Raw genomic sequence first — 15,438 nt, 5'->3', positions numbered from 1 at the left:
GCCCCGCTCAGCTCTGCAGCGGCCCGAGGTTCAGCTTGTCGCCGTCCTTGGTGACGCTGTACTTGGGCAGCGGCTTGGTGGCCGGGCCGTTGACCACCGCGCCGGTGGCCGCGTCGAACCGGGAGCCGTGGCAGGGGCAGTACAGCTGGCCGTTCTTCGGTGCGTCGACCGCGCAGCCGGAGTGCGTGCAGGTCGAGGAGAACGCGCAGTACTGGCCGGCCTTGGGCTGGACGATGTAGACCGCGTCACCGGTGGCCGGGTCCTTGACCTGGGCCGAGCCGCCGACCGGGACGCTCGCGGCGTCCACCGAGACGGCCGGCCCGGCGGGCGACGGCGCGGCCGACGGCCCGGCGGCGGCCTTCTTGTCCCGCCCGAAGGTGGCGGTCAGCGAGCCGGTGAGCAGCCCGGCGCCGCCGATCGCGACGGCCGCGATCCCGCCGTCCATCAGCGCCCGCCGCCGGACGTGCTGCTCGCGCAGCCCGCGCTCGCGGTCCCGGGCGGCCCGCTTGGCCAGGTAGCCGTCCAGCGAGAGGTACGGGGTGCCGGCCAGCACCAGCGGGGTCCAGGCCATCAGGTAGACCAGGTCGTTGCCGAGGTAGTACGGCGAGACGTTCCAGCTGACGGTCAGCCAGAGGCTCAGGTTGATCAGCGCGCCGCCGACGGCCGCGACCCGGCCCCAGAGGCCGAACAGGGTGCCGAGGCCGACCGCCAGCTCGCCGAAGGCGATGGCGAGCGCGAACAGCGTGGGCGCGTCGAGCGCCGCCCCGAGCAGGAACGAGATCGGGCTGGAGCCCTTGGCCGCCTGGGTCTGCGAGACGAAGGACGCCGGGTCGCCCGCGCCGGCCAGGTAGTGCGCGTCGGCGAGCTTGTCCAGCGCCGCGTAGACGAAGGTGACGCCCAGGAAGATCCGCAGCGGCAGCAGCGCGTACCGGGAGGCGGCCGCCTTGCGCAGGGCGAGCCGCTCGGCCCTGCCGCCGCTCGCCGCCGCGCCGGTCGCCGTGGAGTCGCCGCCTGCCGTGGAGTTGCTGGTCGCCACGGAGCTGCTGGCCTCCGACATCCCTCACACCTTCCTTCACGGCCCGCCATCACCTGACGGGTCCGGTCCGCATTCTGCACGCTTGTGAGCGCTTTCGGTGGGAGATCCCACCCGATGGGCGTCCGGTGCCCCGGTCGTCCACCGCGAACGGCCGCGCCGCCGCTCCCTTGTATACGGGAACGACGGCGCGGCCGTTCAATGCCGGTTCAGCGCCGGCGGGGAGTGCCTACTCCCACTCGATGGTGCCCGGCGGCTTGCTGGTGCAGTCCAGCACCACGCGGTTCACATCGGGGACCTCGTTGGTGATCCGGGTGGAGATCTTCGCCAGCACGTCGTACGGCAGGCGCGACCAGTCGGCCGTCATGGCGTCCTCGGAGGAGACCGGGCGCAGCACGATCGGGTGGCCGTACGTCCGGCCGTCGCCCTGGACACCGACGCTGCGGACGTCCGCGAGCAGCACCACCGGGCACTGCCAGATCTCACGGTCCAGACCGGCCGCGGTCAGCTCCTCGCGGGCGATCGCGTCGGCCTCGCGGAGCAGGTCGAGGCGCTCCTCGGTGACCTCGCCGACGATCCGGATGCCCAGACCCGGGCCCGGGAACGGCTGGCGCTGGACGATCTCCTCCGGCAGGCCCAGCTCCTGGCCGACCATCCGGACCTCGTCCTTGAACAGCTTGCGCAGCGGCTCGACCAGCGAGAACTGCAGGTCCTCGGGCAGGCCGCCGACGTTGTGGTGGGACTTGATGTTGGCGGTGCCGGTGCCGCCGCCGGACTCCACCACGTCCGGGTACAGGGTGCCCTGGACCAGGAAGTCGACCGACTCGCCGTGCTCGCCGGCCTCGGCCACGATCTCGGCCTGGGCCTGCTCGAAGACCCGGATGAACTCCCGGCCGATGATCTTGCGCTTCTCCTCCGGGTCGCTGACGCCCTTCAGCGCGGTCAGGAAGCGCTCCTTGGCGTCGACGACCTTCAGCTGCACGCCGGTGGCGGCGACGAAGTCCTTCTCGACCTGCTCGGTCTCGCCCTTGCGCATCAGGCCGTGGTCGACGTAGACGCAGGTCAGCTTGGTGCCGATGGCCTTGTTGACCAGGGCCGCCGCGACCGCGGAGTCCACGCCGCCGGAGAGGCCGCAGATGGCGCGCTTGTCGCCGACCTGGGCGCGGATCAGCGCGACCTGCTCGTCGACCACGTTGCCGGTGGTCCAGGTCGGCGCGATGCCGGCGCCGCGGTAGAGGAAGTGCTCCAGGATCTGCTGGCCGTGGTCGGAGTGCAGCACCTCGGGGTGGTACTGCACGCCGTAGAGGCGGGCCTCGTCGTTCTCGAAGGCCGCGACCGGCACCACGTCGGTGGAGGCGGTGACGGTGAAGCCCTCGGGCGCGGCGGAGCAGGCGTCGCCGTGCGACATCCACACCGAGTGCTGCGCCGGGACGCCCTCGAACAGGGTCGAGCCGGTGCGGGAGACGACCAGCGGGGTGCGGCCGTACTCGCGGGCGCCGCTGTTGTCGACGGTGCCGCCGAGCGTCTTGGCCATCAGCTGGAAGCCGTAGCACATGCCGAAGACCGGCACGCCGGCCTCGAAGATCGCGCGGTCGAGCTGCGGCGCGCCCTGCTCGTAGACCGACGAGGGGCCGCCGGAGAGGATGATCGCCTTCGGGTTCTTGGCGAGCATCTCGGCGACCGGCATGCTGCTCGGCACGATCTCGCTGTAGACCCGGGCCTCACGCACCCGACGGGCGATGAGCTGGGCGTACTGGGCGCCGAAGTCGACCACCAGAACGGTGTCGGTCTCAGGCGCGGACTGGTCGGGAATAGCAGAGGACACGGACGGCCTTCCGGCAGCGGTATCTAGAGGTGTCGCGGAGCACGCCCCCCGAGAGGGCGGCGGCGGGCGACGGGCGGGGGTCTGGGCACGAGTCTACCGGGCTGGCCGGTTTCACTCGTCTGCACGTCCAAGAGGCCGTGACCGGGCGGGCGGCCGCTTCGTTGCATCAGACGACCGCACGACCGCGCCGCGCCTGCCAGGTGCGCCGCCTCCGCCCCGGCAGGGGCGCCGCCGTGCGGGCCAGCAGGACCACGCGTGGAGCTCATCCCAGTCCACCGGCGCGCGTGGCGCCGCCGCTGTCCCGGCCCCGCCGGGAGCGGTGCGCCGTGGGACCGTGCGCGGGTGCAGCGGCCGGCCAGCAGGGGACAGCGACCCCGGCCGCGACTGGACCCAAGGAGGTGGGGCGGCCGGCCCCGGGGACGCCCGGGCTCCGGCCGCCGCACCCCGGCGCGACCCAGGCGCACACCGTTCACCGTCCCGCGCCGCTACGCGCGTCCCTGTGCGCTCCGGCGCCACCACTACACACGGTGATCATCGATAGCGGCCACCCGCGGCCTTCCGAGGGGCCGCCGAGCCGGTCCGGGCGGACCGCCGCGCATCGGCCGGGCCGAAAATGGACTGTGCCGAATCATGCCGAATCGGTTGCAGAGCAAGCCCTCCGTCCATCACGATGCTGCTTGGAAGAGGTTCTCCCGGCGGCCGTAGGCCCACCGCGGAGTGCCGTCCCGCTGTCACCGAGACCCACGATGGCAACGATTATCACCTCACGCTCCGTGAGCGAAAGCTCGGCGCAGGCATGCGCGCCGGCCCGCCCCGCCGCGTGTGTACGCGCCACGCGCGGCCGGCCCACCTCATGCCGGCGCCGCGCCGGCGCCACCCGAGCCATCCGACGCGACGGCGCTCCTCCCCCGGCGCCGTCACCCCAGCACCGGCGCAGCCCTGACGCCGCGTGCTGAGCGACAAAGGGCCCCGTTCCCCCGCGGGGCCCTTTGCCCTGTTCGGGGCCGGGGCGGACCACCGCGGGGCCGGCCGGCCCACGGGTGAGGGGCGCGGGCCACCGGCCACGCGCCCCTCCGTCACTACTGCTGCTTGCGCCAGACGCTCGGATCGACCGGGTCGTCCTCACCCGGCGGCCGCGCGGCGGGCACCCTCCCCGGGCCTTCGGCCGGGGGGACCCCCACCGCCGGGCGCGGCGGCGGCTCCTCGTGCGAGCCGATCACCTCGCTCACCCCGGTCGGCACGGCGGGCTCCGGCGCCTGCCCGGCGTCCTGCGGCGCGCGACCCGGAGCAGGCGCCCCCTGGTACGGCGCGCCCTGCGGCTGGTACGACAGGTCCGGCGCCGCCGCCCGGGGCGGGCCGACGGCCCCGCCGCGGCCCGCGGCCGCCAGCAGCGGCGGCACCGCCAGCGCACCGACCGCCGCCCAGATCACATTGGCCGCCAGCAGGGTGGCGAGGACCAGGCCGACCGAGTACTCGTGGCCGAGCTCCCGCTGGCGGCCGAAGTACGTCGTGGTCGAGCTGGTCGAGAGCAGCGCGCCGGCGATCGCCATCAGCAGGCTGAGCCCGGCCGCGTACACCACCGCCAGCCGGAGCCGGTCGGCCGCGTCCAGCCGGCGCCGGTACGCCGTCCACCCGAGGAAGGCCGCCGCGGCCAGCGCGAGCAGACCGGTCCACCGCCAGTCGGCGCTCTCGTGGTGCAGGTCGAAGAAGGAGAACTCGTCGCCGCCGGACGCGCCGGACTCCCAGTCCGCGTCCGCGGAGGAGCCGCTCGCGCCACTCGTCCACCTGAGCGTCGCCCCCGACCCCAGGCCGAGCAGCAGCAGGCCGACGTTCGGCAGGACGGCCAGCGAGGCACCGGCCTGCCCGCCCTCGCCCTGGACGGCGATCAGCACGAAACCGACCAGCGAGGCGAGGCCGACCGTCATCGCCAGCGCGCGGCCCGCCGCCAGCGCGGCCACCGCCCAGCCGCGCACCGCGCGGTTGCGCCAGGCCGCCCAGCGCAGCGCGTCCGTGCCGTGCACGGTGAACGCCAGCAGCCCGGCGAGCAGCGCCGTCCAGCCGACGGCCTGGAGCCAGCCGGCGTCGGCCGAGTACGTCAGCCCGCCGAACGCGTCGGAGTAGTCGCCCTCGCCGAACCCGCCGCGCGGGGAGCCGGGCCGCCAGGTGGTGCCGCAGACGAGGCCGATCAGCAGGGTCACCGCCGCCCCGGCCAGCGCGGTGCGCAGCGCCTCACCGGCCGCCTGCCGCCTGGTCGGCTGCTCACCGGTACGGGCCTGCCGCCGGCGCGCGTCGGCCCGCAGGCCGAGCCAGAGCGCGAACAGCCAGAGCGCGGTGACCGTCATCGGCACCGCCCGGACGAGCGAATCGCCGCCGGACGCGTAGCGGCCCCCGCCGGAGTAGGCCAGCTCGAACGGCGCGCCGAGGGCACCCAGGGCCAGCGCCAGCGCGCCGCCGAAGCGCTTGCCGAAGGACGGCGCCTCGAAGAGGTAGAAGAAGGTGTAGTCGTCCGGGATCGCCGCGATCAGCGCCGCCAGGAACAGCACCGCGGTCGGCGCGATCATCACCTTGAACGCCGGCCGCCAGTCCTCGCCGGTGAGCCCGCGCAGGACGGCCGGGCGGGCGGCGGCCGGGTCGTAGGGCCGGCCGGCGCCCCAGCCGCCCACCGCCGGCGGCGCGAAGCCGGGCGGGACGGGCGGGGCCGGCGGGGCCGGCGGGGCCGGCGGCACGGCGGGCGGCAGGGGTGGCGGATACGTGGAGCCGGCCGGCCCGGCGGGCGGCGGCGAGAGCGGGGCGGGCGGCGGCGGGGGTGGCGGCGGCGTGACCGGCCGCCCGCAGGCGGCGCAGGAGAGCGCCCCCTCCCCCGAAGCCGCGCCGCACGATGCGCAGATGGCCATGGACCGCGATCCCCCCGTGAACGGTGCTCCCTGGTCCCCCCAGGGAGCCCGTTTATCCCATCGTGCCCGGACGGCTGTCAACCGGCCTTCGCCGCGGCCCCCGACGCGCCCGGCGGCTCGTCAGGAGGCCGTCCCACCAAGCTTCTTGGGGACCTTCGGGACGGCCAGCAGCGGCAGCCGCAGCGCGCCGAAGGCCTCCGCCGGCACCGCCGGGCGCACCGGCGGCACCGCCTCGACCCGCCGGTACGCCTCGTCCGGGGCCGGGCGGCCGTCCGTCTCGCCCTTGTTGGGCCACATCGACATGGCCCGCTCGGCCTGCGCGGTGATCGTCAGCGAGGGGTTCACCCCGAGGTTGGCGGAGACCGCCGAACCGTCCACCACGCTGATCCCGGGGTGGCCGTAGAGCCGGTGGTACGGGTCGACCACGCCGGTCTCCGCGGAGTCGCCGATCGGGCAGCCGCCGAGGAAGTGGGCGGTCATCGGGATGTCGAAGATCTCGCCGACGGTGCTGCCCGCGAAGCCGTTGATCTCCTCGGCCAGCGCCTGGGCGCCCTGCTCGGCCGCCGGGATCCAGCTCGGGTTGGGCGCGCCGTGGCCCTGGGTGGAGGTCAGCTGGCCCTTGCCGAGGCCCTTGGTCTTCAGCGAGACGGTGATCGAGTTGTCCAGCGACTGCATCACCAGGCCGATGATGGTCTTCTCCGACCAGCGGTGCTGGTTCATCGACCGGGCGAAGGTCACCGGGTGCCGGGCCGCCGTGCCCAGGTAGCGCAGCCAGCGGGGCCCCTTCCCACCGCCCTTGACCTGCATGATCGACAGCGCGCCCATGGCGTTGGAGCCCTTGCCGTAGCGCACCGGCTCGATGTGGGTGTTCTCGTCCGGGTGGATCGAGGAGGTGATCGCGACGCCCTTGGTGAAGTCCGCCCGGCTGCCGTAGCGCCGGTCGGTGGTCTGGGCGCCGACCAGCGCCTCGGAGTTCGTCCGGGTCAGCTCGCCGAGCCGGCCGGAGATCCGGGGCAGGTGGCCGCCGTCGCGCATCCGGTGCAGCAGCGACTGGGTGCCGTAGGTGCCGGCCGCGACCACCACCCGGGCGGCGGTGATGGTCCGCGCGCCCGCCTTCACCGGGTCGGTGCCGGAGCGGGCGTCCGTCCGGCGGACGTCCACCGCGAAGCCCTCCCCGCGCTCGCGGATCCGGGCCACCGTGGTGAGCGGGTGGATCTCGGCGCCGCCCCGCTCGGCCAGGTACAGGTAGTTCTCGGTGAGCATGTTCTTCGCGCCGTGCCGGCACCCGGTCATGCACTCGCCGCACTCCACGCAGGCCCGCCGCGCCGGGCCGGCCCCGCCGAAGTACGGGTCGGCGATCTCCTCGCCGGGCGCCGCCTTGGCCGTGCGGTCGGAGTCCTTGCCGTCGCCGAAGAAGACCCCGACCGGCGCCAGGTGGAAGGTGTCCCCCACGCCCATCTTCTCGGCGGCCGCCCGCAGATGGACGTCGGACGGGGTGACGGTCGGGTTGAGCCGCACCCCGAGCATCCGCTGCGCCTGGTCGTAGAAGGGCGCCAACTCCTCCTGCCAGTCGGTGATGTGGCGCCACTGGCGGTCCTCGAAGAAGGCCTTGGGCGGCACGTACAGGGTGTTCGCGTAGTTCAGCGAGCCGCCGCCGACCCCGGCACCGGCCAGGATCATCACATTGGCCAGCAGATGGATCCGCTGGATGCCGTACAGGCCGAGCCTGGGCGCCCACAGGTACTTGGCCAGGTCCCAGGAGTTCTTGGGCAGTTCGTCGCGCTCGAAGCGCCGCCCGGCCTCCAGGACGGCGACCCGGTACCCCTTCTCGGTCAGCCGCAGCGCGGAGACCGAACCACCGAAGCCCGATCCGATCACGACCACGTCGTAGTCGAAGTCCGCCTCGTCGCGGGACCCCACCATGTGCCACTGCTCCTTCGGGAAACGAAACGGACATCGGGGCCGGCCGCCCGGGCCGGCCCCGTCGGACGGGCGCGGCTACTTGAACCGCAGCGCCTTCAGCACCCGCAGCCCACCGGTGAACACCGCGGCGAACTGCCGGTCGTCCAGGCCGAAGGAGGGCGCCAGCGGCATCACCCGCTGGCTGGCGATGGTCTGCGCCTCGGTGTACCGCAGGATGCCCTCGGCGCCGTGCCGCCGGCCGAGACCGGACTCGCCCATGCCGCCCATCGGCGAGCCGACCGAGCCGTACGCCGCCGCGTAGGCCTCGTTGACGTTCACCGTGCCGGTGCGCAGGCGGGCCGCGATCGCCCGGCCGCGCCGCAGGTCCTTCGTCCAGACGCTGGAGTTGAGGCCGTACGGCGTGGAGTTGGCGGTGGTCACCGCCTCGTCCTCGGTGTCGAAGCGGTACACCGAGACGACCGGGCCGAAGGTCTCCTCGGTGCAGACCGCCATCTCCGGGGTGACGCCGTCCAGGATGGTCGGCTCGTGGAAGAACGGGCCGAGGTCCGGCCGGGCGCGGCCGCCGGCCACCACGGTGGCGCCGGCCTTGACCGCCTCCTCCACGTGCCGGGTGGTGGCGTCCAACTGCCGGACGGAGACCAGCGACCCCATGTCCGCCCCGTAGGCGAGACCGCCGCCGAGGCGCAGCGCACGGGTCCGCTCGGCGAACTTCGCCAGGAACGCGTCGGCCACCGAGCGGTGCACCAGCAGCCGCTCGATCGAGATGCAGAGCTGGCCGGCGGAGGAGAAGCAGGCCCGGACGGCGCCCTCGGCGGCCCGGTCGAGGTCGGCGTCGGCGAGCACCAGCATGGCGTTCTTGCCGCCGAGTTCGAGCGAGGCCCCGACCAGCCGGGCGGCGGCGCGCTGGGCGACCTCGCGGCCGGTGCGGGTGGAGCCGGTGAACGAGACGTAGTCGGCGTGCTCGACCACGGCCGGGCCGACCACCGGGCCGTCGCCGATCACGATCTGCCAGAGGTCGGCCGGCAGCCCGGCCTCGATCAGCAGCTCACGGGCCCAGAGCGCGGTCAGCGCGGTCTGCGTGTCCGGCTTGTTGACCACCGCGTTGCCGGCCACGAAGGCGGGCAGCGCGTCGCCGATGGACAGCTCCAGCGGGTAGTTCCAGGGCGAGATGTGCCCGACCACGCCCTTGGGGCGGCGGGCCTCGACCGCCTGGGTGAGCAGCGGCAGGGCCCCGCCGTGCCGCTTGTCGCGCAGGTAGCCGTGCGCGGCCCGCCCGTAGTGCCGGGCCGCCATCGCGACGGACAGCACCTCCTCGAAGGCGTGCAGCCGGGCCTTGCCGGTCTCGGCCTGGATGAGGTCCAGCACCTCGTCCTGGCGCTTGAGCAGCAGGTCGTGGAAGCGCAGCAGGACGGCGGCGCGGCGGCGGACCGGCAGCGCGGCCCAGGCCGGCTGGGCGCGCCGGGCCAGCTCGTAGGCGACCTCGACGTCGGCCGGGGTCGAGCGCGGCAGACCGGCCAGCCGCTCACCGGTCAGCGGGGCGACGGTCTCCACCAGGTCCGGCTCGCCGGTCGCGGTGACCCCGCCGGCCAGGCGGGCGACCAGGGAGGGCGGAACGGCCGCGGCGACGGTGCGGCCGCCGCCGGGGGCGGCGGGGTTGCGGTCCGCGGCGCCTGCGCCGGGCTGCTCGGAGACCGTGGCATCTGCTGTGAGGTCCGTCATGGGGCGCAGCCTAGGCGCTCGGCGGCCGGTTCGGTACCCGTCGGTAACAAGAAATGCGGCGCGTCGCGGCCCGCCGACGGGCCGGCGGCTCGGGGTCGGCGAGCCGGAGTCGGCGGTCAGCGAGTCGGCAGCCCGGCGGGTCAGCGGGTCGGCAGCCCGGCGGGTCAGCGGGTCAGCGGGTCGGTGTGAAGTCCCGGAGCACGGCGTTGAACCGCTGCTCCCCCTCCGGCCAGTCCTTGTCCGTGTCCGGGCTGGACAGGTAGATGGCGTAGCCCGTGCCGTCGGCGTCGATGAACTCCGCCTCTATGGCCCGCCGCCGGCCGCCCTCCTTGGCCGCGTAGCTGAACTCCCAGACCGCCGCGTCGTGGCCGTTCACCAGGACGCTGGTCAGCTTGTGCTGGCGGTACTCCTTCAGCTTGGAGACGGTGGTCTCCATCTGCCGCAGGTGCTCCAGCGGCTTGACCGACTGCCCGACGGTGACGGCGAACTGCAGGTAGTGCGTCTTGTTGTCCGGGCTGTAGAAGATCTGGTTCGCGGTGTCGGTGGTGCGCTGCCAGGCCGGCGTCGCCACCGGCAGGGGGAAGCGGAAGCCCGCCGGGTCGTTCACCCACTGGTAGCCGGTGGGCGGGGGGCCGGTGGCGCCGGACTCGGTGGGCTGCGGCGTCCCGGAGGCGGTCGGGGAGGGCCCGGGCAGCGGGGTCCCCCGGTCGCGGGTCGCCAGGAAGGTCGCCCCGGCGGCCACCACGGCGACGGCCAGCACGACCGCGGCGATCCGCAGCACACCCCGGCGCCTGGCCGGGCCACGCGCGGGCGAAACGGAGTGTGCCCCCGGCGCCAGTGAAGCAGAGTGCGCCCCTGGCGCCGGTGCGGCAAGGTGCGCCCCCGGTGCCGGTGCGGCAGGGTGCGCCCCCGGCGTGGGTGTGGCGGCGTACGCCCCGTCACCGGCCACCGCGACGGGCCCCGCCGGCCCGGTGCCCGGGCCCTCGACGCCCTCGCCCCCGGCGGCCCGCGCCGGAGGCTGCGGCACCGTCGGCCCCTCGGACTCCCCGGCCGGAGCCGTCCCGGAGGACGCGTCGTTCCGGTCGACCAGCGGCACCGACTGGGTCGGCGCCTTGACCGGAGCGACGGGCTTGAAGCCCATGGTGTGCCCGGCCTTCACCTCGGCCAGCATCCGGGCCGCCTCGTCCGCGCTCGGCCGCTCGGCCGGGTTCTTGGCCATCAGCGCCGCCAGCACCGGCCCCAGCGCCCCGGCCCGCCGCGGCTCCGGCAGCGGCTCGCCGACCACCGCGGCCAGCGTGGTCAGCGGCGAGGTCCGGCGGAACGGCGACTCGCCCTCCACCGCCGCGTACAGCGTCGCCCCGAGGCCCCACAGGTCGGAGGCCGGGCCCGGCCGCTCGCCCTGGGCGCGCTCCGGCGCCAGGTAGTCCGGTGAGCCGACCAGGTCCCCCGGCCGGGTCAGCTCGGCCGAGCCCTCGTACGTCGCGATGCCGAAGTCCAGCAGCACCACCCGCCCGGTGCCGCGCTCCAGCAGGACGTTGGCCGGCTTCACGTCCCGGTGCAGCACGCCCAGCTGGTGCCCGCGGTGCAGCGCGGCCAGCACCTGGCTGCCGACCTCGGCGACGGCGCGCGGCTGGAGGGTGCCGTCCTGGCTGATCACGTCGGCCAGCGAACGGCCGTCGACCAGCTCCATCACGATCCACGGCCGGCCGTCCTGCTCCAGCACGTCATGGACGGTGATCACCCCGGGGTGCTTGATCCGGGCGGCCGCGCTGGCCTCGCGCTTCATCCGGGCGTGCAGGATCTGCAGCTCCTCCTCGGGGAGGTGGCTGACGGTCAGCTCCTTGACCGCGACCTCGCGGTCCAGCATCCGGTCCCAGGCCCGCCAGACCGTGCCCATGCCGCCCCGGCCGAGCCGGTCGCCCAGCTCGTAACGCCCGGCCAGCAGCCGCTCACCCTCGGCCGCCTCCGGCCGGTCGTGCACGCCCATCGGCGACCGCTCCCCCTCCTCCACCTGCCGTCACCGCGACGGAGGGCCCGGTACAGACCACTTTTCGAACAGATCTCACGCACACCCTAGGTGCACCGCGCGGGCCCCGGTAACCTCCCCCGTGCGCAGGGGAGGTGGCGGCGGCCCGGTGGGCACCGTCAGCCTGCGAACATCACCACGGCGGCGACCCCGAGCACAAGCAGCAGGAAGACCCCGCCGACCAGGACCGGGCCCAGCAGGGCCGGCGGCAGCAGCGGCGCCCGGGCCGGCAGCGGACCGCCGTCCGCCGCCACCGCCTCCGCCGGCGGCGCACCGCGGCCGCGCCGACGCGGGCTCAGCGGCACCAGCGGGCCCTCCGGGCGCAGCGTGAGCGCCCGCGCCGCCCGCTCCTCGTCGGCCGGCTCCGGGGCGCCCGCCAGCAGGTCCGCCAGCTCCCGCCGGATCCCGGCCGCGCCCGGCCGCAGTGCCGGGTCGGGCTGCAGCAGCCGCTCCACCAGCGGCGCCAGCGGCCCGCACGCCGTCGACGGCTCCCGCCGGCCGTCCCGCACCGCCGTCACCAGCTCCGGCACCCCCTGGTCGGGGTACGGCGAGCGGCCCGTCACCAGCCGGTGCAGCAGTACGCCGAGCGCCCAGCAGTCGCCGGCCGGGCCGCCGTCCAGCGGCCAGCGCTCCGCCACCGGGCCGACCAGGGTGGCCCGGACCTCGTACCGGCGGCGCCCGCCGGGCCCGCCGAGCTCCTCGGCCAGCGCCTCCTCGGCCACCCCGGGGAGCAGCCCGCCCAGCAGGGCCGCGCCGTCCTCGCAGACCAGGACCGACTCGACGGTCAGACTGCCGTGCGTGAGGCCGGCCTCGTGCAGCGCGCGCAGCGCGCCGGCCAGGTCCGCCGCCAACTCGGCCGCCCGGTACGGCGCGACCGGCCCGGCCGCGGTCAGATCGGCCAGCAGCACCCCGGCCGGCCGCTCCTCGACCGTCCAGAGCAGCTCGCCCTCGACGAACGCGCCGACGCCCTGCAGCAGCCTCGGGTGCACGGGCGCGGCCGAGCCCGCCGCAGCCACCCGGCGGACCAGCCGCTCACCCTGCTCGGGCACCGGCTCGTCCGGGTCGTGACCGCTCGTCAGCAGGGCGGGCAGCTCCAGGGCGCGCAGGAGGACGGTGGCCCCCGTCCGCTCGTCCACGGCGAACGCACGCAGCGCCTCCGGACGGTCCGTCAGTCGGTAACGCCCCGCAAGTACCTGACCCGGACCCGCTCGCATGCGTGTTCCTCTCGCTCACCGCCCAGCCTAGGCCCTGCCCCGCCGATCCTCGCCGGGTGCGCGGCGACCGGCCGAACGGGGCCCGCCGACAGCCGTATTACGCTCGGTCCCATGGACTGGACCGATCTGATCGACGCGGCCTTCGACGTGGCCGGCAACAGCAACCGCGACACCCGGGCCGAAGCCCTGCGCACCGTCGAGGCGAACGTCGTGCCCGACGAGAGGCCGGTCGCCTCCACGGCGGGGCGCCACCCCGATCACTTCCGCAAGGGTGTGCTGGTCCTCACCACCCAGCGGCTGCTCTTCCTCAAGGACGGCCAGCCGCCCGTCCCGGTTCCGCTCGCCGCGGTGACGGACGCGACCGTCACCAGGACCAGGTTGAACGGCGAGGTGCTGCTGGTGGTCGCGCTCACCGGCTCGCACCGGTTCGAGGACGTGACGAAGGCCGAGGTGTTCGCCGAGCAGGTCCGGGCCGCCGCCCGGCTGGTGCGCGACGCCGCGGCGAAGCCCCCGGCCGCGCCCGCCGCGCCGGCCGCGTCCGGCGCCGAGCTGCTGGACCAGTTGGAGCGGCTGGCCGCCCTGCACGCCGCGGGGGCGCTCACCGACGAGGAGTTCGGCCGCGCCAAGCAGCGCCTGATCGGCTGACACCCGGCGGCCGGGCTCCGTAGACCGGAGCCGGCGGCCGGAACCGCCCTACGGCGCGGGCTGGAAGGTGTCGAAGGCGACCTGGCGGGCCTGCGCGTTCGCCGGCGCGCCCCAGTCCGCGTCCTGCATCGTCCAGTAGATCGCGTACCCGTACTTGGCCGGCGTGCCGGTGACGAAGCCCCGGTTGAGCGAGTGCGTCCGGGGGGTGCCGTTGGTCCACTCCCAGTCGGCGGCGTTGGTCCACTCCCGGTAGGTGACGGCCTGCAGCTGCACCCGCTGGTAGTTGCTGACCTGGCCGCGCAGCCCGGGCTCGGACTCCTGCCAGTCGGCGACGGCGCTCGCGCCCGGGGTGGTGGTCCACTCGATCTTCAGGGTGCCGCCGTTGCCCTTGAACACCCGGCGGTTGGACTCCGAGCCGGCGGGCTGCAGCCAGTCCGGCAGGGCGATCGAGAAGCCGGTCGGGTCCTTGTACTCGTGGTACCCGGCGGGCACCGTCGCGCCGGTCGCCGCCGGAGCGGGCGGCGCGGCCGGGGGCTGGGTCGCGGGTGCCGCCGGGGGCTGGGTCACGGGTGCGGCGGCCGGGGTGGTCTCGGGCGAACCGGCCCCGCCGCCGACCGGGGCCGTCGCGGCCGCGGAGGTGCCGGGCGCCGCGGTACCGGCCGTCGCCGTACCGGCCGGGGTACCGGTCGCCGAGGTGCCGACCGCCCCCGGGGAGGTGGCTCCCGCGCCGTTGGCCGCTCCGCCGTCGGAGTCGCCGAAGGCCCGCACCATCGCCACCACGCCGGCGATCAGCAGCAGCACCACCACGACGGTGACCACGGCGAGGCGCCGCCGGCCCTTGCGCGGATCGGCCCCGGCGGCCTGGGTCGCCCCCAGGGTCCACTCACTGGTCACCGGCCGGATCGGCTCGCCCGTCGGCGCGGCGGCGCCGGCGGCCTCGGCCGCGGGCTGCTCGCCGTCCTCGGCGGGCCCGGCCTCCTCGGCGTCCTTGGCCCGGCTCCCCACCCGGACGGTGCCGAGCAGACCGCCGATCGTGCGCCGGCCGGCGCCCGCGGGCTTCTCCTCGGCGGCGCCCTGGGCCTCGTCGGCCGCGCGCTCCCGGGCCGCCCCGGCGGCCGGCTTCACCGGCATCGCGTGCTCGGTGGTCGACTCCGCCCGGGCGGTGGCCTCGGCCGCCACCCGCTTGAGCAGCGAGCGGGTCTGCGAGGCGTCCAGCCGCTCGGCCGGGTCCTTCGCCAGCAGCCCCTCGATGACCGGCCGCAGCGGCCCGGCGTTCAGCGGCGCGCCGAGCTCCTCCGTCATCACCGCCGTCAGGGTGGCGAGCGCCGAACCCCGGTCGTACGGCGGCCGGCCCTCGACCATCGCGTACAGCGTGCCGCCCAGCGACCAGAGGTCGGCCGGCGGTCCGGGCTTCTGCCCGCGGGCCCGCTCCGGGGATATGTACGAGGGTGCGCCGACCAGCATGCCGGTGGAGGTCACCGAGGCGTCCCCCTCCACGCTGGCGATGCCGAAGTCGGTGAGCACCACCCGGCCGTCCTCGCCGATCAGCACGTTGGACGGCTTCACGTCACGGTGCAGGATGCCGTGCGCGTGCGCGGCGACGAGCACGCCCAGCACGTCCAGCGCGATCTCGGCGGCCCGGCCGGGCTGCAGCGGTCCGTCCTCCTTGATGACGTCCGCCAGCGAACGGGACTCGACCAGCTCCATGACGATCCACGGCCGGTCGTCCTCCTCGACCACGTCGAACACGGTGACGGCCGAGCTGTGCCGGATCCGGGCCGTCGCCTTGGCCTCGCGCAGCGTCCGGACGATCAGCCGGTGCTTCTCGTCCTCGTCGACGCTGCCGTTCATCCGCAGTTCCTTGACCGCGACGATCCGGCCCAGCATCTCGTCCTCGGCACGCCAGACGGTGCCCATGCCGCCGCGCCCGAGCACCGCGTTCAGCCGGTAGCGTCCGGCCAGGAGGCGGCCGGTGGAGCCCTGCGCCTGGGTCATTCGGAACGTTCCCCCATGTGCTGCTGGCGGTCGAGGTGACGGCGCGTCGGCCCGGCGCGGGCCCGAACGCCAAGCCTCCATCATCCCCTGTCCCGAGGGCCCGCGACCACCCGGCCCCCGGCCACCCTGGTCCCGGACCGGGGCGGACCCGGCGCTCCGTGCCC

9 protein-coding genes and 1 pseudogene are annotated in these 15,438 nt (G+C 75.4%); 1 reads left to right on the top strand and 9 read right to left on the bottom strand.

All coding sequences use genetic code 11. The features are described from left to right. Positions 1–7: 7 nt before the first annotated feature. From ACWDRR_RS20570 to ACWDRR_RS20535, 8 genes and pseudogenes are all read right to left on the bottom strand, one after another. Positions 8–445 (bottom strand): QcrA and Rieske domain-containing protein, encoded by a 438-nt coding sequence (locus ACWDRR_RS20570; protein ID WP_449773667.1) that lies wholly within the window; start codon positions 443–445, stop codon positions 8–10. 42 nt (positions 446–487) lie between these two features. Next, a pseudogene (locus ACWDRR_RS20565) lies at positions 488–1,057 on the bottom strand (DoxX family protein); the annotation flags it as partial. A 205-nt stretch (positions 1,058–1,262) separates the two neighbouring features. Beyond that, the gene (gene guaA / locus ACWDRR_RS20560) at positions 1,263–2,858 is read right to left on the bottom strand and encodes a glutamine-hydrolyzing GMP synthase (protein WP_449773607.1); all 1,596 of its coding nucleotides are present in this window, start codon (positions 2,856–2,858) and stop codon (positions 1,263–1,265) included. 1,079 nt (positions 2,859–3,937) lie between these two features. Then, positions 3,938–5,752: a hypothetical protein gene (locus tag ACWDRR_RS20555; RefSeq protein ID WP_449773606.1), complete on the bottom strand. Its 1,815-nt coding sequence runs from the start codon at positions 5,750–5,752 to the stop codon at positions 3,938–3,940. A 120-nt stretch (positions 5,753–5,872) separates the two neighbouring features. Continuing rightward, complete coding sequence (locus tag ACWDRR_RS20550) at positions 5,873–7,675, bottom strand: GMC oxidoreductase (protein WP_449773605.1); 1,803 nt, start codon at positions 7,673–7,675, stop codon at positions 5,873–5,875. A 75-nt stretch (positions 7,676–7,750) separates the two neighbouring features. Next, positions 7,751–9,394, bottom strand: coding sequence for a succinic semialdehyde dehydrogenase (locus ACWDRR_RS20545; RefSeq protein WP_449773604.1), 1,644 nt, complete (start codon positions 9,392–9,394; stop codon positions 7,751–7,753). A gap of 172 nt (positions 9,395–9,566) precedes the next feature. Then, positions 9,567–11,381 (bottom strand): protein kinase domain-containing protein, encoded by a 1,815-nt coding sequence (locus ACWDRR_RS20540; protein ID WP_449773603.1) that lies wholly within the window; start codon positions 11,379–11,381, stop codon positions 9,567–9,569. Positions 11,382–11,539: 158 nt separating this feature from the next. Continuing rightward, positions 11,540–12,634, bottom strand: coding sequence for a hypothetical protein (locus tag ACWDRR_RS20535; protein WP_449773602.1), 1,095 nt, complete (start codon positions 12,632–12,634; stop codon positions 11,540–11,542). Between the two features lie 111 nt (positions 12,635–12,745). On the opposite strand from ACWDRR_RS20535, the gene ACWDRR_RS20530 reads away from it, so the two are divergent. Beyond that, the gene (locus ACWDRR_RS20530) at positions 12,746–13,279 is read left to right on the top strand and encodes an SHOCT domain-containing protein (protein WP_449773601.1); all 534 of its coding nucleotides are present in this window, start codon (positions 12,746–12,748) and stop codon (positions 13,277–13,279) included. A gap of 48 nt (positions 13,280–13,327) precedes the next feature. On the opposite strand, the gene ACWDRR_RS20525 is transcribed toward ACWDRR_RS20530, so the two are convergent. Next, complete coding sequence (locus ACWDRR_RS20525) at positions 13,328–15,274, bottom strand: serine/threonine-protein kinase (protein WP_449773600.1); 1,947 nt, start codon at positions 15,272–15,274, stop codon at positions 13,328–13,330. Positions 15,275–15,438 lie beyond the last annotated feature (164 nt).

The sequence above is a fragment of the Kitasatospora sp. NPDC003701 genome (assembly GCF_053587085.1).
Note: the sequence above shows the minus strand (reverse complement) of the source record. Positions and strands in the feature narration are given on the sequence as shown.